Below are 23201 nucleotides of genomic sequence, written 5' to 3'. Positions count from 1 at the left end.
TTATGCGCAGCTGCGCATAATACATCTTCGGCTCAGTCAGCGGTTATGTGCAGTGCGATGCGTCCGTCGTCTGGTGGGGCCGGGTTGGCCTGGGGTTTGTAGCTTCGTGGGGTCGCGGTAGCTGCACATAATCGCGACGCTTCTTGTCTAGCCGAAAGGTTCATTCGGAAGGTAAGGAGCAGGAAGATGCAAACTCGTAGTCGAATGGCGCCCGGGGACGTACTCGCGGCGTTCGATGAGCACCTTCGTCGTACCCGTGGCTTGTGCGCGGGGACGCGGCGCAACTACATCCTGCACGTCGGCGGGTTCTTGGAGACGCTGGCCGTCGATGGTGGAGTCGATGTCGCCGAGATCCAGCAGTTCGAAGTGGCGGCGTTCGTGAGCGGCCTGTCGAGCCGTTATCAGCTCAGAACGGTGGAACTCGCGGCGACGTCGTTGCGCGTGTTCTTCCGGTTCCTGCGTGCGGTGGGGCTGCGCGCGGACCGGTTGGATGATGCGGTGCCGATGGTGCCGCATCGATCCTCCGGCTTGGTTCGACACCTTGTCCCGCAGGTTCTCGAGCAGTTGATCGCCTCGCTGAAGTCAGGATCGCCGCGCGACCTGCGGATCGGGCGATCATTTTGACTATTGCGCGGCTGGGGCTGCGCCTTGGCGAGGTGGTGCGGCTGCAGTTGGAAGACGTGGATTGGCGAGGCGCTGCGGTACGTGTGTGTTCCCGCAAGACCGGTCACGGCGCGCTCTTGGCGCTGACCAGCGAAGTCGGGAGCGTATTGACCGACTATCTGCAACATGGGCGCCCTGCCACCGACTCCCGAGAAGTCTTCGTCCCGCATTGGTTGCGCGTCGGCGCACCGATCAGCACCCACATAGTGGGTCGCGCGGTGCAGCGGGCGGTGGACAACGCCGGCATCGACGCGCCCGTGCGTGGCGGCAACTTGTTGCGGCACTCACTGGCCACTGAACTGCTCGACAATGGCGCAAGTCTTCGAGAGATCGCCGACGTGCTAGGCCACGCGTCCCTGGCCACCACCCGTATCTATGCCGCCGTCGACGTCGCGACTCTGCGCGAGATCGCGCTTCCGTGGCCGCAGGCAGGAGTGCGGTCATGACTGGCACGGTGCCACCGCGGGTGGAGGAGTACATCGAGATGCGTCGTGGCCTAGGTTACCGCTTGCCCGGTCAAGAGCGTGCGCTGCGGGCGCTCGGCCGGTACATGGACCAGAAGGGCCACCAAGGTCCGATCCCGCTCGAATCAAGTCTGGATTGCGGTCGACCAGATCCGGAACCCGAACACCGTCGGAATTGGCGACGGTCGTGTACACCTTCTTGGACCTGACCACCCCGGATAACCCCAGCGTTCGCATTGCACGATTCACCGCGCCCGGGCTGGCTGTAGGCAGACCGACCCGGCGGATGGCGGCGAGCATCTTGCGGCGCCCGTACAGGCCCGCTGGCTGCATCTTCCGCCGCCCGCGGCTATCGGGCTGCCACACCAGCGTGCGGATCGCGTCCTGGACTTCCGCGTCGCTGACGGTCCTGGCCGCCACCACTCGGCGCGGCGAGGTCCACTCGCGATAGGTCCGTGCGGCGACCTGCAGCCCTGCTTTGCGCAGGCCCCGGCAGATCGACTCGACCGCATGCCCCTGAAGACCTCATCTGGTCGATGAACTCGCATTACCGGCTGCGGGGGTCGAGCTCCCCCCGCGAAGCAAATCGAGGCCCTGCGCATTATCTCCAGGTCCTCGGTCAGTCGCCGGTTCTCGGCCTTGAGGCGCTTGATCTCCGCGCTCTCCTCGGTGCTGATCCCGGGCCGGGCGCCAGCGTCGATGTCGGCCTGCACTGCCCACCCCCGGACCGTCTCCTTGCCCAGCCCTAGCCGGCGGCCAACCTGATCACAGCAGGCCGTCAGCGACGAGTACTCACCGCGGTGCTCGGACACCATCCGCAACGCTCGCTCCTTGACCGCGGGATCGATCTTTTTCGGCATACAACCATCCTCCTCGACTCGAAAAGGAGGCGGCGGGAAACCTGGGGCGGTTCGTCGTACTCCCGCGAGAGAGTCGGGTCGAGCTCGATTGTCACTGACTGTCAGGCGCGAGGATTCTGCCAAACACATGACAATCGTCGCCTGACAAACTGGTGACAACGTGCTGGTGGGCCAGCAGCGTGCTGACACTCTGATCGGTAACCGACATCTCGTCGTCGGTTGTGGAAACAGGTTGTCAGCCCGACGCTACGGTGTCAGTGAATTGCCGCTGGGCGTTCAGCGCACGGTTGGCGAGATCCATCGTCGGTGCGGTCGCTCTGGTCCAGGGGGCCCGGTCCGTATCCGGGGGCGAGCCTCGGTGGACAGTAAGGTGCGCTGCACATGGTGATGGGACCTACGCACGCGATGAGCGGCGCCGGCGCGGGGTTGGCTATCGGGGCCTTCCTCCCAGTCGAATGGGGTGGGGCCACCTCACCCACGGAGGTGCTCGTGTTTGCGGGTGTCACCGCCGGAGCGGCGCTTCTCCCGGATCTCGACACACCGCAGAGCACGCTGGCCCGCAGCTTCGGGCTGGCCTCGAGGGCCCTCGCTCACATCACGGAGCGGGTCTCGAAGACCATCTACGACCTGACGATGACGCGCAAGGACGCCCGGATCAGCAACGGGCACCGCACCGCGACCCACACGTTGTGGTTCGCACTTCTTGCGGGCGCCGGCACGGCCGCCCTCGTCTCGGCGTTCGGTAAGAACGGCGCTATCGGGGTGCTGTTCTTCATGCTTGGCCTGGCCATACGCGGCCTGGCACCGAACTGGGCCAAGAAGCAGGATTGGATCTACGTCACCGGGCTCTCGTTGGCGCTTGCAGTAGCGGTGTGGTTTGCGCTGCCGGCTTCGGTTGGCAGCGCCGCGCTCGGCGCAGCGGTCACTGCCGGAGTCTCGATGCACCTCCTCGGCGACGTGATCACCAAGCGGGGCGTGCCTCTACTCGGCGGCGTCGTCAGTATCGGAGGCAAGCGATGGTGGAACTTCCGCCTACCGAGACCACTGCGAATCCGTGCGGGCGCCGGGATGGACAGTATGCTGGCCGCCGCCTGTACCGGCGTCACAGTTGTTTTGGCCTATTGCGTGATGCGGGCGCCACACCTGATCGGCGCACCCTGGGTGGCCGGCACCTTCCACTGAGACGGGGTCCGGTAGCGAACAAGCGGCGTCGTCCACGAGTCCTGCTCCTGCGGGGCCCGTCGCATCCGCCGCGGAGGCGTGCCCATCGCGCAGACCTCCGACCTGCGGCAGGCTAGAACGCGCGCGTCGTCACCGGGACGCTAGTTGTGCGCCCATCGCTGTGATCAGTTCGTTCCAGGCCGTGTCGAACTTGGCGACGCCCTCGCGCTCAAGCTGAGCGAAGACGTCATTCATGTCGATCCCGACCTCACCGAGCGCCTCGAACAGCGCTGCAGGCTCGGCAAACCTTGTGGTGCTCGATTCCGAAGAAATGACTCCGTGGTCGGCGAACGACTCCATGGTCGCCGCCGGCATCGTGTTGACCGTCGCCGGTGCGACCAACTCACTGACATAGAGGGTGTCGCTGTACCGCGTGTCCTTCACGCCGGTGGACGCCCACAGCGGCCGCTGCGGTCGGGCGCCGCGGCCGGCCAGGCTCCGGAACCGGTCGGAGCTCTCGAAGTGCTGCTGATACTCGGCGTAGGCCAGCCAGGCATTGGCCAGCGCGGTCTGGCCCTTCAGGGCCAGCGCGGCCGGTGTGCCGATGGCCTCGAGTCTGGCATCGACCTCGGTATCGACCCGCGAGACGAAGAACGACGCTACGGAGTGGATGGACGACAGGTCGTGGCCGGCCAGGCCGGCGGCGTCCAGACCGTCCAGGTAGGACTGAACGACCTGTGTGTAGCGCTCGACGGAGAAGATCAGTGTGACGTTCACGCTGATGCCTTCGGCCAGCACCCGACTGATCGCCTCCAGCCCGGCCGTGGTGGCCGGAATCTTGATCAGCAGGTTGGGTCGGTCCACGATCTGCCACAGCTCCTTTGCCTGTGCCACCGTGGCCTCGGCATCGTGAGCCAGTCGCGGATCGACCTCGATCGATACTCGCCCGTCTACTGTCCCGGTTCGCTCGTACACCGGCGCCAGGATGTCGCAAGCGGCACGGACATCGTCGGTGGTGACGGCCCGGATCACGGCGTCCACCTCATGACCTCGGCCTCGGAGGTGGCTGACCTGCTCGTCGTACGCCGTCCCGCTCGTCAGCGCGGCGTGGAAGATCGCCGGGTTCGTCGTCACCCCGACCACTGACCGGGTCTCCACCAGTTCCGCGAGGCGTCCGGAGGAGATCAGATCCCGGGACAGGTCGTCGAGCCAGACCGACACCCCGGCTCGGGACAGCTCGGCAAGTTGCGCATTCTGGGACAAGATTCGTGCTCCTGGTCAAAGTGACAGTTGGTATTCCGCTGGTGCGGTGATGCGGTGGCCCGGTGGTGCGGCTGGGGGAGGGCGGTGGTCAGCCCCAGCGGGATTGGCCCCCGTCGAGCGGGATGGTCGCTCCGCTCAGGTACGAGGCCTCCGCCGAGCAGAGCCAGGCGACCGGGCGGCCGATGTCGGTCACCGGGTCACCCACGCGGCCGGCGGGGATGGCGGAGAGGAACTCGGCGGCTTCCTCGGGGTTGTTGTCCATCCACCAGTCCAGCCCGGGACTGTGGGCATGCGGAGCGACGTTGAGAGCGCGGATACCGTCGCCGGCCCATTCGTACGTGGCGGCCCGTGTGAGGGCGCGCATGCTCTCCTTCACGGCTCCGTAGATGCCGTAGTTGGAGGGATCCCACCGGACGGCTGCCGAGGTCACCAGGTTGATGATCACCGCACCGCCCCTCTGCGCCATGAGAGGGCGGGTCAGCTTCATCAGCGTGAGCGACACGCGGGGGCCGGACTCGAAGGCCTTGCGAAAACCGTCGTCGGGGTAGTCGGACAGTGGCAGGGGCCGGGCCATGTTCGCGTTGTTGACGAGGATGTCGACCCCTCCGAAATGCGTGACCGCTGCGTCCACGATCGCCTCGGGTGCGCCCTCCGCGGTGATGTTGACCGGCAGGCATTCGGCCGCACCGCCGATCGCGCGAATCTCCTCGGCGACCTTCTCGAGCTTCTCCACCGTCCGCCCGACCAGCAGGACCGAGGCGCCTGACTCGGCCAAGCCGAGCGAGATCCCGCGGCCCACGCCCTGTCCGCCTCCGGTGACGATCGCGGTCTTTCCTGCCAGGCGGCTCGCGCGATCAGTGCCGGGTGTGGCCGCGATCTCGGGACGGGTTCCGGTCATATGATCCTCCGATGTGGGTGCGGGGCGAGGCGGGAAAAGCACTGACCTCGCCGCTGTAGTCAAGTGTGTACAGCTTGACTGTAGTCAACTGTGTACAGTTGGCGAAACCGGCAGGATCAATACCCGCTGGGGTATAGTGCGCCGTGGGCTGACCACACAGCGGACTCAGTCATGAAAGGGGAGCATGCCCACCGAACGCGCACCCGTACTCGGTCTCAAGGCCAACGCCGCCCAGTTCACGCTGCTGGTGGCGATCAATGCGCTGGTCGGCGGCATGGTGGGACAGCAGCAGACCGTGCTGCCCCTGCTGGCGACGGACGTCTTCGGCCTGACCGGCTACACCTTCATCTTCACCTACGTCGCGGCCTTCGGTGTCACCAAGGCGATCGCGAACTACTTCGCCGGGACGTTTTCCGATCGATACGGACGCAAACCCGTCCTGTTGGTCGGGTGGCTCTTCGCCATCCCGGTCCCGCTCATGCTCATCTGGGCGCCCGATTGGGGCTGGGTGGTGGCCGCGAACATCCTGCTGGGCATCAACCAGGGCCTGACCTGGTCCACGACCGTGGTCATGAAGATCGACCTCGTCGGCCCGCGACAGCGCGGTCTGGCGATGGGGCTCAACGAGGCGGCAGGATACGGCGCGGTCGCGGTGACCTCGCTGCTCGCCGGCTACCTGGCCGGGCAGTACGGTCTGCGACCGGCGCCGTTCCTGGTCGGAGTGGCCTATACGGCCCTGGCCCTGGTGCTGTCCGGGATCTTTGTCCGCGAGACCCGCGATCACGCCCTGGTGGACGCGGGGCGGCACACCGCCCGCCCCGACGGACTGCACGACCATCTCCACGCCGACATGACGGACCGCGAGATCGCGATCCAGACCAGCTTCAAGGAACCGGCTCTGTCCTCGGCCAGCCAGGCCGGGCTCGTCAACAACCTCAACTTCGGGCTGTCCTGGGGACTGTTCCCCCTGTTGTTCGCCACCGCGGGTCTGTCCGTGGGGCAGATCGGGCTCCTGTTCGCGCTCTACCCCGCCGTCTGGGGCGTGGGACAGCTGTTCACCGGCGCGCTCTCGGACCGGATCGGTCGCAAGCACCTCATCTCGGTGGGAATGGCCACCCAGGCGGTCGCCCTGGTCGTCATCGCGCTCGGCAGTGGATTCAGCACGTGGGCGGTCGGGACCGTGATCCTGGGAGCCGGGACCGCGATGGTCTATCCCACGCTGTTGGCGGCGATCGGCGACGTGGCCCACCCCGTCTGGCGGGGACGAGCCGTGGGGGTCTACCGCGTGTGGCGCGACCTGGGATACGCGGTCGGCGCGGTGTTCGGGGGGATCGTCGCCGACGCCATGGGAATGCACGCCGCGGTGTGGGCCGCCGCCGCGGTCAGCGCCGTGTCGGCGGCCGCCGTGGCGATCCGCATGTACGAGACCGTCACACCAGTCCCAGCTCACGGGCCCGCGACACCGCCGCCGTCCGTGACGTGACGCCGAGCTTGTCGAAGACGTGGACGAGGTGAGTCTTGACCGTCGCCTCCGACACGTGCAGTGACGCGGCGGCCTGCCGATTGGTCGCCCCGGTGGCGACGGCGCGCAGGACCTCCGCCTCCCGTTCGGTCAGCACCGGCCGCGGGTCGCGCATCCGGCTGATCAGCCGGGCGGCGACAGTGGGGGACAGCGCGCTCTCGCCAGCGGCGGCGGCGCGCACCGCGCCCAACAGTTCGTCGGGGCCGGCGTCCTTGAGCAGATAACCGCAGGCCCCGGCCTCGATGGCCCCGAGAATGTCCGCGTCCGTGTCGTGGCTCGTCAGTACCAACACCTGTGGAGGGTCGGCCAGGTCGCGGATCGCGGCGGTGGCCAGCACACCGGCGGTGGCATCCCCCGCGAACCGCAGGTCCATCAACACCACGTCCACGTCCCCGATCCGGCACCGCTCCACGGCGGCGCCGGCCGCCGCCGCCTCGGCGATCACCTCGATCGCGGGATCGGCGGCGAGCAGTGCACGCAGCCCGGTTCGCACCACCGCGTGATCGTCCGCGATCAGCACACGCGTCCTCGTCGTCGTCATCCCTCGTCTCCCAACCGGGTCCCCGGCGCCGTCTCCCGCACCGGCAGTACGGCGCGGACCACCGTGCCCGATCCCGGCTCGGAGTCGACCTCGAACCGCCCGCCCAGGTCGCCCACCCGCCGCGCCATGCCGTCGAGCCCGAACGAGGCGGCGGTGCGCGGGGCGGCGACATCGAAGCCGCGGCCGTCGTCGGCGATCTCCAGGACCACGGCGGTGGGGGAGCAGGACAGGGTCAGTGTGATCCGCTGCGGCGCACCGTGTCGCACCGCGTTCGTCAGCGCCTCCTGCGCCACCCGGACGAGCACCGCGGCGAGCTCCGCCGGCGGCTCGGTGGAGGGCTCGGTGGAGGACTCGGTGGCGTGCTCGCCGGCGTTCCCGGTGGTGACGGACACCTCGAGCCCGGGATTCTCGGCCCGGCACCTCGCAGCCACACGGCCCAGCGCCCCGGCCAACGACACGCCGTCGAGCGGCGCGGGCCGCAGGGCGGCGATGAGCCTGCGCGTCTCGGTGAGGTTCTCACCCGCCACTTCGCGGGCCAGACGGATCTGGTCGACGGCGGGGCTCGAGGGCGCGGTGCGCTCGGCCGCGTGCAACAGCATCCCGATGCTCGCGAGCCCCTGCGCGACGGTGTCGTGGATCTCCCCGGCCAACCGCGCGCGCTCGGCCTCCCGGCCCACCTCCCGTTCCCGCGCGGCGAGCGCCGAGCGGGTGGCCACGAGCTCGGCGATCACCTCCCGCCGGGCCTGGGACTCGCGATGCAGTGCCCGCACACCGGCCCCCAGTCCGAGGGCCACGAGCGCTCCCACCGTCGGGCCGATGACCCCGGCGGGAGTGAACCCGTGATGCAGGCCCAGGGCGACGACCGCCACGGCGGCCAGCGCCGCCACCGCCGCGGTGCCCGCCCACACGCCGAGGAGGAACTGGACCAGGAAGAACAGGGGAAACGCCAGGTAGGCAGCCTCGGGAACCCGGACCACCAGGCACGCCCACAACGCCAGGACCGCGACAAGCCAACCGACCCGGACGGCAGAGTTCGTCGGGCGGCGGCGCGCCCATACCGTCCCCGCGACGTACACGACCGTGAACCCCACGGCGGCGGCGACCGCCGGCGGATCGGGCATGCCGGAGGTGTCCCGGTGCGCGCTGACCAACGTGAGGGCCAGCAGCGCGGCCACCAACGTGTGCAGTGCCACCTGGAGCTGCGCGAACACCGCACGCACCCCCGCCGACTCGGGCGGGAGCTCGGCGGCGGGTGCGGACGCGGCGGCGGACGCGGGCGCGGGGTTCACCCGGTCGACGCTAGTCCCCGGTGGGGCACCCGGCATCCATCGAACGGTGGAGGCCGGCCCCACCGTTCGTCCCCGCGGAACCACCCTCGTGGCCGATCCGGTCCGGCGTCGGGGGGACGAGCCTGGAGGCAGACCTCAACGACTGGCAGACCCCACGAAAGGGACCCCATGTTCTTCGCACTCCGCGAGCTCCGCACCGCGCGGTGGCGCTTCGCCCTCATCACGGGCGTCGTGCTGATGCTGTCCGTCCTGGTGGCGGGCCTGCTCGGCCTGACCGCCGGGTTGGCGCACCAGAGCGTGTCCGCGCTCCGGGCGCTCGGCTCGGACGGCTCCGGCTTCGTCCTCCCCGCCGACGACTCCGGCGCCGTCGACCTCGACCGTGCCGCACTCACCGCCGACCAGGTGGCCACCGTTGCCGCCGGGGACCCGTCGGCCGTCCCGGTGGGACTCGCCCGGATCACCCTGGACGACGGCACCGAGACCGGCGTCTCCGTCGTCGCCGTGGGACTGGCCGACGAGGTGGGATCGGTGGCGCCACCGGCGCCGGGGGAGGTCCTGGTCTCCGACGGTGTCGACGACGAGGTGGGCGCCGACGTCGGCGTGATCAGCCTCGGGGGCAGCGCGTTGGCGGTCGCCGGGCACACCGGTGATCTCTGGCATTCGCACACCCCTGTCGTCGTCACCGACCTCGACACCTGGCACTCGCTCGCTCCGCGCGGCGGGGCGGCCACCACCGTGGCCGTGGCGGCGGGCGCCGACCCGGAGGCCGTCGCCGCCGGGGCCGGCCTCACGCTGGTCGACTCCGACGGACTCGTCGGAGCGCTGCCCTCGCACCGGGCCGAGAACACCTCGCTGAGCACGATGACCACCATGCTCCTCGCCGTCACCGCTCTGGTCGTGGGCGCGTTCTTCGCCGTGTGGGGGATGCAGCGCCGTCGTGACGTCGCCGTGCTCAAGGCGCTCGGCGCATCCACCGCCGCGGTCGTCCGCGACTCTGTCGGCCAGGCCGCGGTCGTCCTGGCCGTGGGCGTCGTGGGCGGGGTCGGCATCGCCGCCCTGGTCGGCCTGGCCGTCGGCGGCACCGTGCCGTTCGTCGTCTCGGCCGCGACCACCCTCGTGCCGGCCGCGCTGCTCGCCGTCCTCGGCCTCGCGGGCGCCGCCGTCTCGCTGCGGCCCGTGCTGACCGCCGACCCCAACTCGGCACTGGGGGCGGCCCGATGACCGGCTCCGAGTCCGGCACCTGCTTCACCTCGTCGTCGTCGACCCCCGCGTCCTCACCGCGGCCCACCACCAGGAGAACCGCCATGACCCGTACCGACCTGACCCGTACCGCCCTCCACGATGCCCCCGTGACCACCGCGCCCGTCCCCACCGCACTGCGGATGGAGAACGTCGTCCTGACCTTCCCCGACGGCCACGGCACGGTCACCGCCGTCGACGACGTCTCGCTCTCGATCGGGCGGGGCCGCAGCCTCGCGGTGACCGGCCCCTCGGGATCGGGGAAGTCGAGCCTGCTCGCCGTCGCCGCCACGCTGGCCCGACCGGACTCCGGGCACGTGTGGCTGGAGACCGGGGACGGGGCGGTGGACCTGGCCGCGGTCGACGCGCGCCGGGGGGCCGAGCTGCGCCGACGCGAGATCGGCATCGTGTTCCAGCAGGCCAACCTCATCGAGTCGCTCACGGCCCGGGAACAGCTCGAGGCCATGGTGTGGCTGGGGTCGCGGCCGTCCCGCGCCCGACGGCTCCACGCCCGCGAGCGCGCCGACGAGCTGCTCGGCGTGGTGGGACTGGGTGACGCCGCGGACCGGTCGGTCGGGGCGCTGTCCGGCGGGCAGCGGCAGCGGGTGGCCGTGGCGCGCGCCCTGATGAGCGGGCCGTCGCTCCTGCTCGCCGACGAACCGACGAGTGCGCTCGACTCCGCGTCCGGTCGGGTCGTCATGGACCTCCTGCTCGATACCGCGCGTGAGCTCGACGTGGCGCTCATGCTCGTCACACACGACGCCACGATGGCGGCCCGGTGCGACGCGCAGGTCCACCTGGTCGACGGAGCGGTCACCACCGCGGCGCCCGGCAGTAGTTTTTCCTGATTTTCCCGGTGCGCGTCCCTACGCTGGGGCGATGACCATCGACGACGGCGACACCCGGCCCTCCCCGGGGCGTCCCGGTGGAGGGCACCGGCGGCGGGCGCCGGGTTCCTCCTGGTCCTCCTGGCGGTCTTCGCCGGGCTGGCGTTCGCCGTCTCCGACGACGAGACCGTCTCCCTGGACCGGCCGGTGATGATGTGGGTGCACGGGGCGACGACGCCCTGGCTCACGGCCGCGGCGGAGACCGCGAGCTACCTCGGCGGACAGTTCGTGCTCGCGGCCTCCGTCGTGATCGCGCTGCTGCTGTGCGTCCTGCGCAGATTCGGGGGCGCCTTCCTCGTGCTGGCCGCGGTGTACGGGTCGTCCAGGCTCAACGTCGCCCTCAAGCCGGCCTTCGAGCGGTCGCGCCCGGATTTCTGGGAGCACCTTTCGGCGGAGAACACCTTCTCCTTCCCCAGTGGGCACGCGATGGGGTCGATGTCGCTCGCGGCTCCGCTGGTCGTCCTGACCTGGGGCACCCGGTTCCGGTGGGCCTCGCTCGCGGTGGCGGTGGTCTACGTCCTCGCGGTCGGCGCGTCCCGCGTCTACCTGGGGGTCCACTTCCCCAGCGACGTCCTCGCGGGCTGGTGTCTGACCTTGCTGTGGGTCGGGATCCTCGCGGTGATCCTGCTGCTGGTGACCCGCGTGCTCCACCGGTACGCGCCGACGCTCGCGGAATGGGTCTGAGACCGGCCTGGCAGGGTTTGGCGGCTCGGGACCCCGGTCCGGTCGGCCGGTCTAGGATCGGCGGGAGAGGGCCCCGCGGGGCTCCGAACCCGGACAGTAGTGGGTCGAGGAGGCGCCATGACCATGAACTCTCATCCGGTGACGGGTGCTCAGGCCCCGGCGGATCGTCGCCACCGCGTCGTCATCATCGGATCGGGCTTCGGGGGCCTCGCCGCCGCCCGCGCCCTCGACAAGGCGGACGTGGACGTCACCCTGGTCGCCAGGACCGGCCACCATCTCTTCCAGCCCCTGCTGTACCAGGTGGCGACCGGGATCCTGTCCGTCGGGGAGATCGCTCCCTCCACCCGGTTGGTCCTCCGCGATCAGGAGAACGCCACCGTCGCACTGGGGGAGGTGGACCGGATCGACGTGACCGCGCGGACCGTCCACGCGACCGCCGGGCACGTGGACTTCGAGCTCGAGTACGACAGCCTCGTCGTCGCCGCCGGTGCCAACCAGTCCTACTTCGGGAACGATCACTTCGAGCGCTGGGCTCCCGGCATGAAGTCCATCGACGACGCCCTGGAGCTGCGGAGCAGGATCATGGGCTGCTTCGAACAGGCCGAGGTGACCGAGGACGAGGCGGAGCGTCGTCGTCTCCTCACGTTCGTGGTGGTGGGCGCCGGCCCCACGGGCGTGGAGATGGCCGGGCAGATCGCGGAGCTGGCTCAGCGGACCCTGAAGAACAGCTTCCGCCGGATCGACCCGGGTCGGGCCCGCATCATCCTCATCGACGCCGCCCCTGCCGTCCTGCCGCCCTTCGGACCGAAGCTCGGCAACGCCGCCCGCAGGCGGCTGGAGGAACTGGGTGTGGAGATCCAGCTCAACGCCATGGTGACCGATGTGGACTACAGCGGAATCGAGGTCAAGGACCCCGACGGATCGCTCCGCCGGATCGACTCGACCTGCAAGATCTGGTCGGCCGGGGTCCAGGCGAGCCCTCTGGGCCGGATGCTCGCCGACCAGACCAGCGCCGAGGTGGACCGGGCGGGCCGGGTCCTGGTGAACCCGGATCTCTCGTTGCCCGGGCACCCGGAGATCTTCGTGATCGGCGACATGATCAACCTCGACAACCTGCCGGGTGTCTCCCCCGTCGCCATCCAGGGCGGCAAGTACGTCGCCAAGCAGATCGTCCGCGAGGTCGAGGGGGGACGGTCCCCGTCCGAGCGCCCGCCGTTCAAGTACTTCGACAAGGGGTCGATGGCGACGGTGTCGCGCTACAGCGCGGTGGCCAAGATCGGGCCGCTCGAGCTCCACGGCTTCGTCGCCTGGGTCCTGTGGCTGGTGGTGCACCTGGCCTTCCTCATCGGCTTCCGGAACCGCGTCATCACCCTGCTGTCCTGGGGGCTGCACATCGGTGACCACCGCTCGCACCTGAACTCCACCGCCCGGTGGGTCTACGCACGTCAGGCCATCGCCGAGGCGCAGGAGCGGGAGCGTCGGGACGCCGACCGCGCGGTGTCCGACTGACCCGACGCCGCCGCGGGCGCCGGACACCGAATCGCGGGAAACGCTCAGTCTGGAACCTGCGCACGGCACTACACTGCCCTCATCAAGACCGCCCACATCACGGACAAGGGCTGGAGGACGGCCATGGGCACGCTGACCTACACCGCCACCGTCTCCGTCGACGGGTACGCCGCGGACGCGAGCGGCGACTTCAACTGGTCCGCCCCGAGCGGCGAGGTGTTCCGGTTCCACGTGGAACGCCTGGGGCCCGTCGTCCACGAGGTGCTCGGCCGGCGGACGTACACACTGATGGAGTACTGGCAGTCCCCGCCCGAGGACGACTCGTGGAGCCCCGACGAGTACGAGTTCGCGGAACGGTGGAAGGCGATCCCGCGCACCGTGGTGTCCTCGACACTGACCGCGAACGACCTCGTGTCCGATCGCGACCGCCTCGTCCCGCGACTCGACCTGGACACTCTGCGCCGCATCGTCGATGAGGCGCCGGGCGAGGTGGAGATCTTCGGACCCACCACGGCCGGCGCGGCGATCCGCGCGGGGCTGGTCTCGGATCTCCGGTTGTTCGTCGTCCCCAGGGTCGTGGGCGGCGGACTGCGCGCGCTGCCCCCGGACACGACGCTGGACCTGGAGCTCGCCGCCCATCGCGTCTTCGCCGGCGGGACCGCGTACTCCCACTACCGGACGCGCTGACCCGGCGCACGGCATCATCCGCACCACCCCCGCACGCCCCGGCGGCGGGGGAGGGATTGGACACCGTGCGCAACGATCGCGAAAATCGACGGGCTGATCTGTGCCACGTGCACAGCCACCACCGGTCAGGGTGACCCACATCACTCGGCCGCCTACGCTTGTCGCGGTCGACGGTCGGTGGTCGACAGTAGATGCGCCGTTCAGGCGCCCTAGGAGGAACATGGCAACGCCGGACGGGTCCACAGGGCCCCACGGGACGGGTACCGCGGTCCCCGAGACGATCTCGGCCGAGCCGGTGCCCCGGCGCCGGATCATCCTCGCCTCGCTCATCGGGACCACGATCGAGTTCTACGACTTCTACATCTTCGCGACGGCCGCGGTGTCGGTCTTCCCGCTGCTGTTCTTCGCAGGCGGTGACTCCGGCACCGCTCTGCTGGCCTCGATGGCCACCTTCGGTACGGCGTTCATCGCGCGGCCGCTCGGGTCCATCGTCTTCGGTCACTACGGGGACCGTCTCGGCCGGAAGGTCACCCTCGTCGGCGCGCTGCTGACCATGGGTATCGCGACGTTCCTCATCGGCCTGCTGCCGACGATCCACCAGATCGGTCTCTGGGCCCCGGCGATGCTGACGATCCTGCGCTTCTTCCAGGGCATCGGCCTGGGCGGCGAGTGGTCGGGCGCGGCGCTCCTGGCCTCCGAGACGGCGCAACCGGGCAAGCGCGCGTTCGCCGCCATGTGGCCGCAGCTCGGCGCGCCGTTCGGCTTCATCCTCGCCAACGGCATCTTCCTGCTGCTCACGATCTGGTTCTCGTACGATTCCACCGCCGCGGAACTGGGCGACCCGTTCCTGGTGTGGGGCTGGCGTCTGCCCTTCCTGTTGTCGATCGTGATGGTCGCCGTCGGCCTCTACGTACGGCTCCGCATCGAGGAGACGCCGGTCTTCGCCCGGGCGATCGCCAACAACGAGCGGGTCAAGACCCCGGTCTCGGAGGTGTTCCGCAGGAACTGGTGGGAGATCATCCTCGGCACGTTCATCATGCTGGCCACGTACGGCCTGTTCTACCTGATGACCACGTGGATCCTGTCGTTCGCGATCGGCGGCGCGGACGCCGGCGGGCTCGGCTACGGCTACCAGTCGTTCCTCATCATCCAGGTGATCGCGATCCTGCTGTTCGCCGCGTTCGTCCCGGTGGCCGGCCTGCTGGCCGACAAGCTGGGCCGCCGTCGGATGCTCATCGGCGTCACCGCCGCCATCATCCTGTTCGGCCTGAGCTTCGGTTGGTGGCTCGACCCGGACGCGATGGGTACGGGCGAGGACCTTGACGTGGTGCGGATGCTGCTCTTCCTGTGCGTCGGCATGATGCTCATGGGGCTGACCTTCGGGCCGATGTCCGCGGTGCTTCCCGAGTTGTTCCCCACCCACACGCGCTACACGGGCTCGGGAGTGGCGTACAACTTCTCCGCGATCCTGGGCGCGGCGCTGACCCCGTTCGTCGCGGTGTGGCTGGTGCAGAACTACTCGGTCGCCTACGTCGGCTACTACCTGGTCGGCCTGAGCGTGCTCACCATCATCTCGCTGGTCCTTGCCCCCGAGACCAGCAAGACGTCCATGTACTCGGACGAGCAGCAGGCCGAGGGCGCACACACCTGACGCCGTCGTGACGCCGATCTCCGGCGCGCGATACAGAAGACCCCGGGACGAAGAACTGCGTCCCGGGGTCTTGCGTGTATCCCGTCCGGGTCAGGAGAGGCCGCCGAGGAGGTCCGTGGGCAGCAGCCCGGTCAGAGAGTCGGTCGCGCTGCCGACGTCACTGCCGGCCCCCTGGAGAAGGGAGCCGAGACCGAGCGAACCAAGGAGCGGGGCGGCGAGGGAGCCCGCCGCGAGAGAACCGAGGGAACCGAGAGCGTCTGAACCCATTGCAGGGGAGTCCTTTCGTCGGGGTGATGAGGCGATCCGGGTCACAACCGGTGCGCCGGGGCCGAGGTTAACAGCGATCCGCACTGGGCTCGACCGGTGCGCTACCGGTCTCTGAAACATCTCCCGGGGTGCCCGCGTGCGGGGAGGCGGGTTTGGGTGGTCCGGCCGTCAGCCCCTAAGCGGGAAAGCGCGGGCCACGTTGAGTACGCCGAGGACGACGAGAGAGATCGCGAAGAGCCACCAGAGGAACCCCGCGCCCCACACCGGGGTGCTGAGCAGCGCGAACCCGGCGAGGACGGAGATGATCGCGAAGATGACCGTCACCGCGCTCGACCCAGACTCGCCGAGGGTGAACAAAGCGGTGAAACCCTCGACGATCCACATCACGCCGATCATGACCGTGACGAAGAGAGCGAGGAATGCCGCCGACTCCTGGAGAGAGGCGAACGCATAGGCGCCGGCGAGGATGAACAGCACTCCGAGGAGGGCGTGGCCGATCCTGCTACCCGTGCTCTGCCACCTGGCGACGGCCGCCACGGCGATGTAGACGACGCCGGCCGCGATCGCGTAGACGGCCAGCACCCCGGTCACGGCAACTGCCGTCTTCGCGGGCCAGAAGAGGACAGCGACGCCGAAGCCCACGGCTATGAGGCCGCCGACGAGCAGGGCGACCCGAAACGGGTTGACGGAACGAGTGGTCTCGGCTGAGTGAGTGTGTGTGGACACTGCGGGGCTCCGTGCGGGATCGCCGGGACAGTTCGGCGCGGGATGAAGGAACCTCCAACTTAGCGCGATCGCCCTTCCCCGGGAAGGGGCATCAGCAGGTCCGCGTCACACGCGGGCGACCTCGCGCAACTCCCCGGTGCCGACGTCGTAGACGAAACCGCGGACAGCGGTGCTGTGCAGCAGGAACGGATCGGACTCGACCCGGGCGATCGACTGGCGTACGTCGGCCTCGGGCTCGGGGAACGACTCCGGCGCCCAACGGGGCCGCTGGCCGGTGTCGGACTCGATCCGGTCCTTGAGGTCGTCGTCGCGGAAGGTGAGCATCCCGCAGTCCGTGTGGTGGATCAGGACGATCTCCTCGGTGCCCAAGAGGCGCTGGCTGATCGTCAGCGAGCGCAGGACGTCGTCGGTGACGACCCCACCGGCGTTGCGGATGACGTGCGCGTCGCCCTCGGTCAGGCCCAGCAGGCCGTACGGGTTGAGACGGGCGTCCATGCAGGCCACCACGGCGATCTGCCGCCCGGGCGGCATGGGCAGGTCGCCCTTGTCGAAGTCGGCCTGGTAGGCCTTGGCGGCCTCGAGCAGTTCGTCGGTGACGGTCATGGCCGAAGGCTAGTCCCGGTTCGGCGGGCCCGCTAGAGTTGGTCGGGTAGCGGCAGCTCACGCGGCCGACCGCGGCGCGGCGGGTCAGGCGGGGGAGCGCAGCGGCATCTCGTGGACCTCGCGCACGAACTCCGGCAGCGGCCCGGCCTCGCGCAGGACCTGCGCGATCGACGGGTCCGCAAGGTGCAGTCGACCCACGGAGATGAGGTCGAACTCGCCGCGCTCCATGCACTCCACGACCGCATCGATGTTGTCCGCGGCGATGGCCGGCTTGCCCGACTTCTGCTCGCGCAGGGACGTCCCGATCCCCACCCCGCCCACGGCGCCGGACGGCAGGCCGGTGAGCCGGCGGGCCCAACCGGCCAGGGTCACCTCGCCGTCGTCACCTCCTAGGTCGGGGAATGCCGCGTCGCTGAACCGCCTGGTCGAGGCGTCGAGCAGATCGACCCCGGCCTCGGCGAGTGCGCCCAGGTAGACGCCCAGTTCGTCGGGAGTGGTCGCCTTGCGGACCGTGTAGTCCTGCTGGGTGTGCTGGGAGAAGCGGTAGAACAGCGGCGCGTCGGGACCGATCGCACTGCGGACCGCCGCGACCACCGCGGCGGGGAAGCGACTGCGCGCGGCCAGGTCACCGCCCCAGTCGTCGGTGCGACGGTTGGTGTCGGCCCAGACGAACGCGTCGAGCAGGTACCCGTGGCCGCCGTGCAGCGTCACGCCGTCGAAACCGGCCTCCATCGCCAGGCGCGCGGAGCGGGCGAACGCGTCGATGACCTCGGAGATGTCGGAGTCGGTCATCGGCGGCACCTCGGGCGACCAGCGGGCGACGCTGCGCTCGGAGTACGTGGTGACGCCCGGCGTCCCCCAGAGCCCGGACGGGCGCATGGGGTGCATCTCCATCAGCCGGTCGCGGTGGGCCCGGTCGAAGCGGGCGTTCGCGCCCCACAGCGGGCCGACGTGCCAGAGCTGGGCGATGATCCGGCCGCCGGCGGCGTGGACGGCGTCGGTGACCACGCGCCAGGCGGCGACGGACGCCGGGGAGTCCAACCGGGGGATGGCGGAGTGGTCGACCGAGGTCGGGTGGTCCACGCCGATCCCCTCGGTGACGACGAGGCCCGTTCCGCCCGCCGCACGGTCGGCGTAGTAGTCGCGGTTGACCTCGTCCGGCAGGCCGTCGGGGCAGCCCATGCGGGTCATGGGGGACATGACGAGGCGATTGGCCAGGCGCAGCGACCTGACCTCGAGGGGACGGAACAGGGCCTCACGGCCCGGGGCGACCGGCGGGGTGGCGATACGCGACGTCATGATGCGCGACCTCTTTGTTTCCTCGGGCGGTCGTCTCGGGCCTCGATCTCGAGACTCTCGCGGATTGACGAGTGTCAGTTGTGATCGAGGTTACCTAAGCGGGTCGTTGGATGTCGCATCGGCGGTGGCCGCGTTGGACCTCCCACCTAGCCGGCGGCGCCGGCGAGCGCGACCCGGATCGCCTCGTCGATCCCCGTCATCTCCCAGTCCCCGGGGAGCAGCCCCGCGGCGGGATCGCCGACCACCATGTCGTGCTGCAGGCTCTCGATCAGCGCACCGACCGTCGCTCCGTCCTGATCCACCAGGGGTGCCAGTCCGGCGGCGACGAGATCCCACGGCACCCCGGGCACAGGGACGCGCACCGTCGGCAACCCGGCGATGCGGGAGTAGCGCGCGAGCAGTGCGGGATAGGTCAGGGCCTCGCCGCATCCGAGGTCCGCGTGGCCGGTCCGGGGCTCACCGTCCAGGGCATGGCACAGGGCCTCCACGACGTCCCGTTCGGCGACGGGCTCGACCCTCCGGTGCCGCATCCACCGGGGCACCGGCTGGACGGGGAGCAGTTCGCAGAGCGTGCGGAGGACCTCGAAACTCGTCGAGCCCGCGCCCAGGATCACCCCGGCCCGGAGCGTGAACACGGGCGTGGGCCCGGCGGAGAGCAGCGACTCCACCTCGAGCCGGGACGCCATGTGCCTGGACAGCGGCAGGCGGTCGTCCCCCGAGGGGGCCAATCCGGAGACGTAGACACACCGCTCCGTGCCGGCGGCGGCCATCGCCCGGCGCATCGCCCCCGCACCCTCGGCGTCCTCGCGGCGGAAGTCGGCGCCGGCACCCATCCGGTGCACCAGGTAGACCACCTCGTCGACCCCGTCGAGGGCGGCCGCGAGACTCGCCGGGTCGAGGACGTCGCACCGTACGGTCTCGACCCGATCGGACCAGGGGCGCGTCGCGGCACGACCGGGGTCCGTGACGCCGGCCCGGACGCGGTGACCGCGGTCGAGCAGGGCGGGTACCAGGCGCGAGCCGAGATACCCGCCGGATCCCACGACCAGGACGGTCATTCCGCGTCGAGATCCTGCTCGATGAGCGCGGCGATCTCGGCCACCGCGGCGGCGTCCTCTCCGCTGACGGTCACCGTGGCGCCCTTCTCGGCGCCGAGCGCCATGATGAGCATCGCGGACGCGGCGTCGGCCTCCTCGTCGTCGTAGGTGATCTCGATGTCGGTCTCGTACTTCTCGGCAGCCTCGGCGATGATCCCCGCGGGGCGGGCGTGGAGGCCCTCGGCCGATCCGACGGTGACGGTGGTGCTGGGCATGGTGTCTCCTCTGTGTATTCCGGTGCCGGGGGTTCCCCCGTCATCGTGCAGGCTCTGGTGTCAGGCCGCGACCGGCTGTGCTGCGGCGGCCGGGGCCGGGGTGGGCTCGCGGCGGGTGGTCTTGGCGACCACCACGGCCGCGCACGCGACGAGGGTGCCGGCGAGGATGGCCAGGAGGTAGCCCCAGACCGGGTTGATGGCGAACACCACGAACAACCCGCCGTGGGGCGCGTACGACTCGACCGAGAACGCCATGATGAGCGCACCGGTCACAGCACCACCGGCCATCATCGACGGGATGACGCGGAGCGGGTCGGCGGCGGCGAACGGGATCGCCCCCTCGGTGATGAAGCTGGCGCCCAGCAGGAACGCGGCGCGGCCGTTCTCCTGCTCCACCGGGCTGAACAGGCGCTTGCGCACGACGGTCGCCAGGCCCATCGCCAGTGGCGGAACCATGCCGGCGGCCATCACCGCGGCCATGATCCGCAGCGTCGCCGGGTTGTCGGCGACCAGCCCGGCCGTGGCGAACGTGTACGCCGCCTTGTTGATCGGCCCGCCCAGGTCGAAGCACATCATCAGGCCCAGGATGACGCCCAGCAGGATCACCGAGGAGCCGGTCATGCCGCCTAGCCACGACTCCATGGCGGAGGTCAGTGAGGCCAGCGGACGGCCGAGCAGCAGGAACATCAGCAGGCCGATCGCCAGCGAGCCGATGAGCGGGATGAGGACCACCGGCATGAGGCCGGCGAGCCAGCGCGGCGTCTTCCAGGTGGTCATCCACCGCACGAGGTAGCCGGCGAGGATGCCGGTGACGAGCGCGCCGATGAACCCGGCGCCGAGGGTCGCCGACAGCGCGCCGCCTACGAAGCCCGGTGCGATGCCGGGACGGTCGGCCAGGCCGTAGGCGATGTAGCCCGACAGGACGGCGATCATGAAGCCCATCGCGGCCTGGCCGATCGCGAACAGCACGGCTCCCATGTAGAGCCGCAGCCCGGAGTGGGTGAGGACCTCGGCCCCGGCGGTCCCGGCGGACACGATCTCACCGTCGAGGTACCACACCTCGCCGGGCAGGTCGGTGAGTGAGAACCCGGTGGCGAGCTCCTCCCACACGAACGCCACGTCGTACCCGGCGAACAGGAACCCCAGCGCGAGCAGGAGCCCGCCGGCGGCGACGAAGGGGATCATGTACGACACACCGGTCATGACGGCGCGCTGCAGACCGCGAGCCCAGTGCTCGTCGGAGCCGGACCCGCCCGAGCCGGAGCCGCCGTCGGCGGCGCCGGAGTCCGCCGACACGCGCCGTGCCCGGGGGTCCTGGGCCGCGGCCAGCGCCTCGTCGAGGACCTGGTCGGGCGCGTCGATGGCCTTCTTGACCCCGTACTCGACGACGGGTTTGCCGGCGAACCGGCCGCGGTCGCGCACCCCGACGTCGGTGGCGAACACGACCGCGTCCGCGGCGTCGATCACCGCCGCGTCGAGGGGGGTGGCCCCGGCCGAGCCCTGGGTCTCCACGTGCAGTTCGACGCCGCGCGCCTCCGCGGCCTGGGCGAGCGAGTCGGCGGCCATGTAGGTGTGGGCGATGCCGGTGGGGCAGGCGGTCACCGCGACCACCCGGGCCGGCGCCGCGCCCGATGCCGCGCCCGCTGCCGAGCCGGGGGTCGAGGACGACGACGACGACGAGGTCTTCTCCTCCGGCCTGAGCACGCCCTCGATGACCGCGACCGCCTCGTCCGGCGTGGCGGCCGACCGGAGGGAGTCCACGAACTCGGAGCGCACCAGGTTTCGGGCGAGGGTGGCCAGGATCTTCAGGTGCTCCTTGCCGCCGCCCGCGGGGGCGCCGATCATCAGCACGAGGTCGGCGGGCCCGTCCTTGGCGCCGAAGTCCACGGGCGGGTCGAGCCGCGCGAAGGCCAGGCTCGGTTCGGACACCGCCTCGGACTTGCAGTGCGGGATCGCGATCCCGCCCTTCATACCGGTGGCCGCCTTGTCCTCGCGGGCGAACAGATCGCGTACGAGCGCGTCGTGATCGTCGGCCCGGCCGGCGTCGACGAGGGTCCGGGCCAGCGCCCGGATCACCTCCTGCTTGGTGCCGCCGAGGTCGGCGTCGAGCCGCACCGCGGCGGTCTCGATGATCGGCTGGTTCATTGCCGTGCTCCGTGTTCTTCCGAGGGTGCTGGGTGGGAGGGCGGCGCGGGTCGTGGCCGTGGGGGATACGACGACGACGAGGCCGGCGGCCGCGAAGCTCCGCAGACGCCGGAGGTGCCGACGGGCGTGCCCATCCCCGCCGCGGCGGACCCGGTGTTGTGGCCCCAGCGGGAGGCCGTGAAGGCGGCCCTGCAGTACCCGGGCCTGGCGGGTCCGCTCTTCGACTCCCTGCCGGAGGAGTGCTACACCCACCCCGCCTATGCCACGATCGCGCAGGCACTGTCGAAGGCCGGCGGGTGCGCGGCCGGCAAGAGCGGCGCGAACTGGGTCTCCGAGGTCTCCGAGGGGCTGGACGACGACGGGCTGCGCCGACTGGTCGGGAGCCTCGCGGTGGAGACGCTGCGCGTGTCCGAGGAGGCCTTGCCCCGCTACATCTCAGGTGTGTTGGCGCGTCTGCAGGAGGTGTGGGTCTCGGGCCAGATCGCGGACCTCAAGTCCAAGGTGCAGCGGATGAGCCCCGCCGAGGACCCCGAGGGCTACTCGGCGTTGTTCGGTGATCTGGTGGCTCTGGAGGAGTACCGGCGCGGCCTGTTGAACCAGGCGGTCGGCGCTACTCCGGATATCGCCTGACCAGCCGATTTGGTTCGTCGGCCTGCGGCGCACTAAGGTGGGTTCTCGGTATCCGGCATCACCGCCGGGCGCCAGTAGTGATCCCCCATAGCTCAATTGGCAGAGCATTCGACTGTTAATCGAAGGGTTATTGGTTCGAGTCCAATTGGGGGAGCTCAGCAACCAGGTCAGTGGCTTCCGAGCCCTGACCTGGTCTGCATTTCGGGGTGGTCAGCCGGGTGGGCCGGTAGATCAGCTCCTGGATCGGGCCGTCGAGGGTACGGCTCTCGAGCAGCTCGAGGTCACCACCCGCGGCACCCTCGAAAATCGGCCGCGTGCCCGTCTGACCGCCGCCTCGCTGCAAAGTCTTGTGGGAAACGCGGTGACTGGACACGTAGGTCCGAGGTGGCGACCGGGGGCGACGACGACGAGGTGGCGCGCGCGAACACCGGGCCCGCGGCGCTCGATACCGGCAGAACCGGTGCCGTCGTCGTCTCCTCCACCGCCGCCGCGCACGGCCTCCGCGAGGACACCACCGGCCCCGCCATCGAGGGTTGGCTCTTCGCGCGGTTTCTCGCCGGTCGAGGTGCACGTGGTGGCCGACGCCGACATCGCCACCGCCGTCACCGAGCATGTACGCCGCCCGGGACACTCTCGCCCGGCTCTGCGACGAGGTCGCGGCCGAGCACACCTCGGCGGCCGATTCCGGGCGCACGGTCCGCGTGTCCGCCGTCCACCGCGTGGGTGTGCTGCCGGTGGGCGAGGTCGCGGTGGTGGTGGTCGCTGTGGCTCCGCATCGGGCCGAGGCGTTCGCGGCGTGTTCGGAGCTCATCGAGCGGCTCAAGCACGGGGTGCCCATCTGGAAGCGGCAGCGCTTCACCGACGGTGTCTCCGAATGGGTGGGCGTCGGCGACTGCTGAGT

The 23201-nt window shown here is 70.2% G+C and carries 22 protein-coding genes, 1 tRNA gene and 2 pseudogenes; 13 read left to right on the top strand and 12 right to left on the bottom strand.

Annotation, left to right across the window (positions count from 1 at the left end):
* The first annotated feature begins 186 nt into the window (after positions 1-186).
* The 3 genes from J1M64_RS09855 to J1M64_RS09845 all read left to right on the top strand — a co-directional run bounded on the left by J1M64_RS09855 (position 187) and on the right by J1M64_RS09845 (position 3169).
* The gene (locus J1M64_RS09855) at positions 187-624 is read left to right on the top strand and encodes a site-specific integrase (RefSeq protein WP_206474074.1); all 438 of its coding nucleotides are present in this window, start codon (positions 187-189) and stop codon (positions 622-624) included.
* Complete coding sequence (locus J1M64_RS09850) at positions 621-1109, top strand: tyrosine-type recombinase/integrase (protein WP_206474073.1); 489 nt, start codon at positions 621-623, stop codon at positions 1107-1109. Before J1M64_RS09855 ends, J1M64_RS09850 begins: the two co-directional genes overlap by 4 nt.
* A 1259-nt stretch (positions 1110-2368) precedes the next feature.
* Positions 2369-3169: a metal-dependent hydrolase gene (locus J1M64_RS09845; protein WP_206474072.1), complete on the top strand. Its 801-nt coding sequence runs from the start codon at positions 2369-2371 to the stop codon at positions 3167-3169.
* Positions 3170-3298: 129 nt separating this feature from the next.
* Here J1M64_RS09845 and tal read toward each other — a convergent pair whose 3' ends face one another.
* A complete protein-coding gene (gene tal / locus J1M64_RS09840; RefSeq protein ID WP_206474071.1) occupies positions 3299-4411 on the bottom strand; it encodes a transaldolase in 1113 nt (370 codons plus the stop codon).
* Between the two features lie 88 nt (positions 4412-4499).
* Positions 4500-5309 carry an SDR family NAD(P)-dependent oxidoreductase gene (locus tag J1M64_RS09835; protein ID WP_206474070.1) on the bottom strand — a complete coding sequence of 270 codons (810 nt, stop codon included), beginning with the start codon at positions 5307-5309 and terminating at the stop codon, positions 4500-4502.
* A gap of 184 nt (positions 5310-5493) precedes the next feature.
* Between J1M64_RS09835 and J1M64_RS09830 the strand changes: the two genes are divergently transcribed.
* Positions 5494-6792, top strand: a complete 1299-nt coding sequence (locus tag J1M64_RS09830) for an MFS transporter (protein ID WP_206474069.1) — start codon at positions 5494-5496, stop codon at positions 6790-6792.
* Here the strand turns inward: J1M64_RS09830 and J1M64_RS09825 are convergent.
* Positions 6740-7372, bottom strand: a complete 633-nt coding sequence (locus J1M64_RS09825; RefSeq protein WP_206474068.1) for a response regulator transcription factor — start codon at positions 7370-7372, stop codon at positions 6740-6742. The genes J1M64_RS09830 and J1M64_RS09825 overlap by 53 nt on opposite strands.
* Positions 7369-8661, bottom strand: coding sequence for a sensor histidine kinase (locus tag J1M64_RS09820; protein ID WP_307872418.1), 1293 nt, complete (start codon positions 8659-8661; stop codon positions 7369-7371). Before J1M64_RS09820 ends, J1M64_RS09825 begins: the two co-directional genes overlap by 4 nt.
* 168 nt (positions 8662-8829) lie before the next feature.
* Between J1M64_RS09820 and J1M64_RS09815 the strand changes: the two genes are divergently transcribed.
* From J1M64_RS09815 to J1M64_RS09790, 6 genes are all read left to right on the top strand, one after another.
* Positions 8830-9882: an FtsX-like permease family protein gene (locus J1M64_RS09815; protein WP_206474066.1), complete on the top strand. Its 1053-nt coding sequence runs from the start codon at positions 8830-8832 to the stop codon at positions 9880-9882.
* Positions 9883-10043: 161 nt separating this feature from the next.
* On the top strand, positions 10044-10748 hold the full coding sequence (locus J1M64_RS09810) for an ABC transporter ATP-binding protein (protein WP_241261399.1): 705 nt from the start codon (positions 10044-10046) through the stop codon (positions 10746-10748).
* 189 nt (positions 10749-10937) lie between these two features.
* On the top strand, positions 10938-11471 hold the full coding sequence (locus J1M64_RS09805) for a phosphatase PAP2 family protein (protein WP_241261398.1): 534 nt from the start codon (positions 10938-10940) through the stop codon (positions 11469-11471).
* A 117-nt stretch (positions 11472-11588) separates the two neighbouring features.
* A complete protein-coding gene (locus tag J1M64_RS09800; protein WP_206474063.1) occupies positions 11589-12980 on the top strand; it encodes an NAD(P)/FAD-dependent oxidoreductase in 1392 nt (463 codons plus the stop codon).
* A 123-nt stretch (positions 12981-13103) separates the two neighbouring features.
* Positions 13104-13667 (top strand): dihydrofolate reductase family protein, encoded by a 564-nt coding sequence (locus tag J1M64_RS09795; RefSeq protein WP_206474062.1) that lies wholly within the window; start codon positions 13104-13106, stop codon positions 13665-13667.
* Between the two features lie 220 nt (positions 13668-13887).
* A complete protein-coding gene (locus tag J1M64_RS09790; RefSeq protein WP_206474061.1) occupies positions 13888-15318 on the top strand; it encodes an MFS transporter in 1431 nt (476 codons plus the stop codon).
* A 90-nt stretch (positions 15319-15408) separates the two neighbouring features.
* Here the strand turns inward: J1M64_RS09790 and J1M64_RS09785 are convergent, their stop codons facing one another.
* The 7 genes from J1M64_RS09785 to J1M64_RS09755 all read right to left on the bottom strand — a co-directional run bounded on the left by J1M64_RS09785 (position 15409) and on the right by J1M64_RS09755 (position 21670).
* The gene (locus J1M64_RS09785; protein ID WP_172812101.1) at positions 15409-15585 is read right to left on the bottom strand and encodes a hypothetical protein; all 177 of its coding nucleotides are present in this window, start codon (positions 15583-15585) and stop codon (positions 15409-15411) included.
* A gap of 168 nt (positions 15586-15753) precedes the next feature.
* Positions 15754-16311: an HdeD family acid-resistance protein gene (locus J1M64_RS09780; RefSeq protein ID WP_067713092.1), complete on the bottom strand. Its 558-nt coding sequence runs from the start codon at positions 16309-16311 to the stop codon at positions 15754-15756.
* 105 nt (positions 16312-16416) lie between these two features.
* On the bottom strand, positions 16417-16914 hold the full coding sequence (locus J1M64_RS09775) for a carbonic anhydrase (RefSeq protein WP_206474060.1): 498 nt from the start codon (positions 16912-16914) through the stop codon (positions 16417-16419).
* Between the two features lie 84 nt (positions 16915-16998).
* Positions 16999-18213, bottom strand: a complete 1215-nt coding sequence (locus J1M64_RS09770; RefSeq protein ID WP_206474059.1) for a 12-oxophytodienoate reductase — start codon at positions 18211-18213, stop codon at positions 16999-17001.
* Between the two features lie 146 nt (positions 18214-18359).
* The gene (locus tag J1M64_RS09765; protein WP_206474058.1) at positions 18360-19271 is read right to left on the bottom strand and encodes an NAD(P)H-binding protein; all 912 of its coding nucleotides are present in this window, start codon (positions 19269-19271) and stop codon (positions 18360-18362) included.
* Positions 19268-19525 carry an HPr family phosphocarrier protein gene (locus tag J1M64_RS09760; RefSeq protein ID WP_206474057.1) on the bottom strand — a complete coding sequence of 86 codons (258 nt, stop codon included), beginning with the start codon at positions 19523-19525 and terminating at the stop codon, positions 19268-19270. Before J1M64_RS09760 ends, J1M64_RS09765 begins: the two co-directional genes overlap by 4 nt.
* 60 nt (positions 19526-19585) lie before the next feature.
* Positions 19586-21670 carry a fructose-specific PTS transporter subunit EIIC gene (locus tag J1M64_RS09755; RefSeq protein WP_206474056.1) on the bottom strand — a complete coding sequence of 695 codons (2085 nt, stop codon included), beginning with the start codon at positions 21668-21670 and terminating at the stop codon, positions 19586-19588.
* 126 nt (positions 21671-21796) lie between these two features.
* Here J1M64_RS09755 and J1M64_RS09750 point away from each other — a divergent pair, with 126 nt between their 5' ends.
* Together J1M64_RS09750 and J1M64_RS09745 are read left to right on the top strand one after the other, a co-directional pair.
* Positions 21797-22300, top strand: coding sequence for a hypothetical protein (locus J1M64_RS09750; RefSeq protein ID WP_307872417.1), 504 nt, complete (start codon positions 21797-21799; stop codon positions 22298-22300).
* Positions 22301-22381: 81 nt separating this feature from the next.
* Positions 22382-22454 (top strand) — tRNA-Asn (locus J1M64_RS09745).
* Between the two features lie 63 nt (positions 22455-22517).
* On the opposite strand, the pseudogene J1M64_RS19840 reads toward J1M64_RS09745, so the two are convergent.
* Positions 22518-22628 (bottom strand): annotated as a pseudogene (locus J1M64_RS19840) (deaminase); the annotation flags it as partial.
* A 304-nt stretch (positions 22629-22932) separates the two neighbouring features.
* On the opposite strand from J1M64_RS19840, the pseudogene J1M64_RS09740 reads away from it, so the two are divergent.
* Positions 22933-23199 (top strand): annotated as a pseudogene (locus J1M64_RS09740) (molybdenum cofactor biosynthesis protein MoaE); the annotation flags it as partial.
* Between the last annotated feature and the right edge of the window lie 2 nt (positions 23200-23201).

Origin of the sequence: Dietzia sp. KRD202 (assembly GCF_017168155.1) — a bacterium.
In the GTDB taxonomy this organism is placed as follows: Bacteria; Actinomycetota; Actinomycetes; order Mycobacteriales; family Mycobacteriaceae; genus Dietzia; species Dietzia kunjamensis.
The sequence above is the reverse complement of the archived record's forward strand: the minus strand, read 5'-3'. Positions and strand labels throughout refer to the sequence as shown.

Bases quoted from the DNA above. Each gene is read 5' to 3' on its own strand.
- J1M64_RS09855 (WP_206474074.1), top strand. From the start codon at position 187: ATGCAAACTCGTAGTCGAATGGCGCCCGGGGACGTACTCGCGGCGTTC.
- J1M64_RS09845 (WP_206474072.1), top strand. From the start codon at position 2,369: ATGGTGATGGGACCTACGCACGCGATGAGCGGCGCCGGCGCGGGGTTG.
- J1M64_RS09835 (WP_206474070.1), bottom strand. From the start codon at position 5,309: ATGACCGGAACCCGTCCCGAGATCGCGGCCACACCCGGCACTGATCGC.
- J1M64_RS09830 (WP_206474069.1), top strand. From the start codon at position 5,494: ATGCCCACCGAACGCGCACCCGTACTCGGTCTCAAGGCCAACGCCGCC.
- J1M64_RS09825 (WP_206474068.1), bottom strand. From the start codon at position 7,372: ATGACGACGACGAGGACGCGTGTGCTGATCGCGGACGATCACGCGGTG.
- J1M64_RS09815 (WP_206474066.1), top strand. From the start codon at position 8,830: ATGTTCTTCGCACTCCGCGAGCTCCGCACCGCGCGGTGGCGCTTCGCC.
- J1M64_RS09810 (WP_241261399.1), top strand. From the start codon at position 10,044: ATGGAGAACGTCGTCCTGACCTTCCCCGACGGCCACGGCACGGTCACC.
- J1M64_RS09805 (WP_241261398.1), top strand. From the start codon at position 10,938: ATGATGTGGGTGCACGGGGCGACGACGCCCTGGCTCACGGCCGCGGCG.
- J1M64_RS09800 (WP_206474063.1), top strand. From the start codon at position 11,589: ATGACCATGAACTCTCATCCGGTGACGGGTGCTCAGGCCCCGGCGGAT.
- J1M64_RS09795 (WP_206474062.1), top strand. From the start codon at position 13,104: ATGGGCACGCTGACCTACACCGCCACCGTCTCCGTCGACGGGTACGCC.
- J1M64_RS09790 (WP_206474061.1), top strand. From the start codon at position 13,888: ATGGCAACGCCGGACGGGTCCACAGGGCCCCACGGGACGGGTACCGCG.
- J1M64_RS09785 (WP_172812101.1), bottom strand. From the start codon at position 15,585: ATGGGTTCAGACGCTCTCGGTTCCCTCGGTTCTCTCGCGGCGGGCTCC.
- J1M64_RS09775 (WP_206474060.1), bottom strand. From the start codon at position 16,914: ATGACCGTCACCGACGAACTGCTCGAGGCCGCCAAGGCCTACCAGGCC.
- J1M64_RS09770 (WP_206474059.1), bottom strand. From the start codon at position 18,213: ATGACGTCGCGTATCGCCACCCCGCCGGTCGCCCCGGGCCGTGAGGCC.
- J1M64_RS09765 (WP_206474058.1), bottom strand. From the start codon at position 19,271: ATGACCGTCCTGGTCGTGGGATCCGGCGGGTATCTCGGCTCGCGCCTG.
- J1M64_RS09760 (WP_206474057.1), bottom strand. From the start codon at position 19,525: ATGCCCAGCACCACCGTCACCGTCGGATCGGCCGAGGGCCTCCACGCC.
- J1M64_RS09755 (WP_206474056.1), bottom strand. From the start codon at position 21,670: ATGAACCAGCCGATCATCGAGACCGCCGCGGTGCGGCTCGACGCCGAC.